A 2,993-nucleotide genomic window follows, 5' to 3' on the forward strand; every position below is an offset into this window, starting at 1 on the left:
TTGCCGCCCTCAGATTCTTCGGGTTTGGGGTGTGCGGGTTGGGGAGTTGGCCCAGGGCGGGGCCCGCGGGCCCCACCAGAACGGGGCCCGGCCCCCCCTTCTCGCTGTCCGCCTCACCTCGCTCAGTCGGTGTTCCCCAGCCGTCGGAGCACAGCCTTGTAAACGGCGAGGTCGCTGCCGTCGATGAAGCCTCAGCGAGGACGCGCTGAATCTCCCCCGGGGTGAAGCGGTCCCGGCCGAGAGCGTTGGCGAGGTCGAGTGAACGCCGGGAGGATGGCGATCAGCGAGCCGACTCCCAAAACGGTGCCAACCACCGTCAGGGCCGACCGGGCGGGGCGCTGAAGAACCCCCGCCACCGCCTCCGCCATGACATCCCGAGGACATACGGGACCTAACAATCCCTTGACAGGAGCGGCTCGTGTGCTCACCTGCTCCACACAGCCGTCGGTCAGGTTTCCGTCGAGGTTCTCTATGGTCTGAAAGCCGAGAGTCTGTTCCCCTACCGGCCCGACGGTACCGGCAAGGGGCTGCGCCATGAGCCGGGTTCCACCGCGCCCATGACCGTGCCGGCCGCAGTGTAGAGAACGAGCATGGCCGCGTCGTCGGCCGGTCCGGTCCACGCCAGGTACGCGTTGATGATGGCGCGCGTTGTCGCGTCGTCGGGCTGTGGGAAGTCGGTGGCGATGTAGCTGTTCCGGTGATCCCCTTGGGGGATGGACCGGGCGACCTTGGAGACGTGTCCGTCCACCGCCGCTCGCTGTTCCGGGGTCCCGCTTTCCTGCACGAACCGGGTGAACTCCGTAGCCCCGACCTCGGCGCCGCTCGCGGAAGGCATCACTGTAGGCGCGAAGACCGGCTGATTCGTGGCTGTGGCCTCGGTCGTGGGTCCGCAGGAGGTGAGGAGCAGGGCAGCGGCGGTTGTTGCCGTGGCGATGGTGGCGGTCGCGCGATTCAACGAGTCTCCCGGAGAAAGGTGTGGCCCCCGCGCCGCCGGGCGGCACGGGGGCCTTGTCACGGTCAGACCTGAATGTAGTCGGCCTTGTCGTTCCAGTTACCGCCGTACGGGTAACCGACGTTCGTGAAGTTGCTGTTGCAGCCTCCGGCCCCGAGAATCAGCTCCGGGTCGAGTATGAAGTCGCGGGCGTCGAAGAGCGTGAAGCCGCCCTGGCTCTTGCCGTTACAGGCAGAGCTGGCCTGGTCACGGAAGGACCAGTCGACAAGGTTCTTCTGGCCGGCATCGGACCACTGCAACTTGCGGCCGTCGTAGGTGATGTCGGCCCACAGGCAGACCCAGCCAGATGCGCACGACGGGGTCCCGGTCACGACGGCGGGCGTCTGGCCTGCCGCGTTTGCCGCCTGGCCGTCCTGGGGCGCCGGTCGGGCAGAGTCGAACGTGACCGTGGCCAAGTCGGCCTCCGTATCGGAGTCGAAACAGCGGTTGTCGCCTGCGGCGAACTCGACGCACGTCTGGGCGCCCTGTGCCCAGGCGGTGCTGATCTTCACCTTCTGTCCGCGGTGAAGAACGGTGACCTCTCCTTCGGACTTGGCCAGGTTCTCGTTGTTGCGTACTTCTTCCTCGGGCGTCACAACCCCGCTGGTGATTCCAGGACTGGGCTGTCCGGCCGCCTGGGCGGGCACGGCCCAGCCCAGGAGCACGACAGCCGCACCGACTCCGGCCGCGAGCATGCGAAGCCTCATTGAACGTCCCCTCCAGTAGTCTGCCGCGGCTCCCCGCCACGACATGTGTACGAATCCAACAGAGAAGAAACCTGCTGGCGGCCAGAGTTGACTGGCGATCATATTTCGAGTCCGGTTGCGGGGTGTGCGCCTCTTCTTCGCGCATCCGGTGTTGAGGCACGACCGACGCCCGACGACGGCGCGGTGCTCGCCGGACGACCGGGCCGGGATCCGGCGGGGCCGGACCGGGGGGACCGTGACACCACCCGGCGCGCTTCGACGCGGGCCCGCTCCGTGTGCTCGGCCAGCCGGGCATCGCGCTGCTCAGTGGGATCACCGAGCAGGTCGACTTCGCTTTCCTGCCCGAGCCCGTCCGGGACGACGCGTCCTGGGCGAAGGCGATGAAGGACAAGGACGCCGCGGCGGCCCTGCTGCGCTCCGCGCGCGGGAGGCTGGCCGAGGCGCGGTGGGCGGCCGGGGTACTGAAGGCCGGCCTGAAGGCGGTAGCGGCCGAACACGGGCTGAAGCTTGGCAAGGCCCAGGCGCCGGTGCGGGTCGCGGTGACCGGCCGGACCGTCGGCCTGCCCCTGTTCGAATCGCTGGAGGTCCTCGGCCGCGAGCGGACCCTGGCCCGCCTGGACGCCGCCCTGGAGCGCCCCACGATAATCAGGTGATCATGAACACGGAGCAACTGTCGGCCCGGCTCGCGGAGTCCGGAATCCACCTCGTGGGCCTGGAGGAAACGGTGACGTCGCGCCCCCCGTCTGCCGCGTTCGCGGCGACGGGGTGCGGGCCGGAGGACGGGCGTGTCGACTTCAGGGTCGAGTACGACAGCCCCGATCCGCTCGGGGATGTCAACCGGGCCTGGTACGCCCTGGCGACCCGCTTCGGACTGCTGGACGGCACCAGGGAGTTCCTGCTCTGGGTGGACCTGCACGACGGCCCGGACGCCGCAGATCTGCGCTGGGCCCGGGTCGCAATGGAACGTCGCGGGCGACCGGCCCACGACAATCAACGGGCCCACTCGGGACGGACTCATCACCATGTCCGTCCGCGGTGACGTCATCATCGAAGGATCGACGGGGCAGCGGTGGATGGACGTGCTCGCCGTCCCGAATCCGCACAAGGCCGGCGCCATCCGGCACTACGTCGAGTTCATGCTGACAGGCGGCGAACTCTCGGGTGCCGAAGCGCAGAACGTGAAGAACTGGCTCGGGCAGGACTAGTAGGGCTTGGTCAGGTTCGTATCGGTGTGGGTATGTCGCGGTGGCAGGTGGGGCAGGCGCCGGCCCAGGTGGCGAGGAGTGACTGCAGCT

The 2,993-nt window shown here is 68.6% G+C and carries 4 protein-coding genes and 1 pseudogene; 3 read left to right on the top strand and 2 right to left on the bottom strand.

Annotated elements, in window-relative coordinates; all coding sequences use genetic code 11:
* Positions 1 to 499: 499 nt before the first annotated feature.
* On the bottom strand, positions 500 to 955 hold the full coding sequence (locus ACFWIC_RS40485) for a hypothetical protein (protein ID WP_380522147.1): 456 nt from the start codon (positions 953 to 955) through the stop codon (positions 500 to 502).
* Positions 956 to 1,017: 62 nt separating this feature from the next.
* The gene (locus ACFWIC_RS40490) at positions 1,018 to 1,686 is read right to left on the bottom strand and encodes a peptidase inhibitor family I36 protein (RefSeq protein ID WP_380522149.1); all 669 of its coding nucleotides are present in this window, start codon (positions 1,684 to 1,686) and stop codon (positions 1,018 to 1,020) included.
* Between the two features lie 257 nt (positions 1,687 to 1,943).
* On the opposite strand from ACFWIC_RS40490, the pseudogene ACFWIC_RS40495 reads away from it, so the two are divergent.
* From ACFWIC_RS40495 to ACFWIC_RS40505, 3 genes and pseudogenes are all read left to right on the top strand, one after another.
* Positions 1,944 to 2,351: pseudogene (locus ACFWIC_RS40495) on the top strand (glutamate--tRNA ligase); the annotation flags it as partial.
* Positions 2,348 to 2,737 (top strand): hypothetical protein, encoded by a 390-nt coding sequence (locus tag ACFWIC_RS40500; protein WP_380364691.1) that lies wholly within the window; start codon positions 2,348 to 2,350, stop codon positions 2,735 to 2,737. The pseudogene ACFWIC_RS40495 and the gene ACFWIC_RS40500, both read left to right, overlap by 4 nt.
* The gene (locus ACFWIC_RS40505) at positions 2,721 to 2,903 is read left to right on the top strand and encodes a hypothetical protein (protein ID WP_380364693.1); all 183 of its coding nucleotides are present in this window, start codon (positions 2,721 to 2,723) and stop codon (positions 2,901 to 2,903) included. The genes ACFWIC_RS40500 and ACFWIC_RS40505 overlap by 17 nt, the downstream gene beginning before the upstream one ends.
* Positions 2,904 to 2,993 lie beyond the last annotated feature (90 nt).

This window comes from Kitasatospora sp. NPDC127035 (genome assembly GCF_042726075.1).
In the GTDB taxonomy this organism is placed as follows: Bacteria; Actinomycetota; Actinomycetes; order Streptomycetales; family Streptomycetaceae; genus Kitasatospora.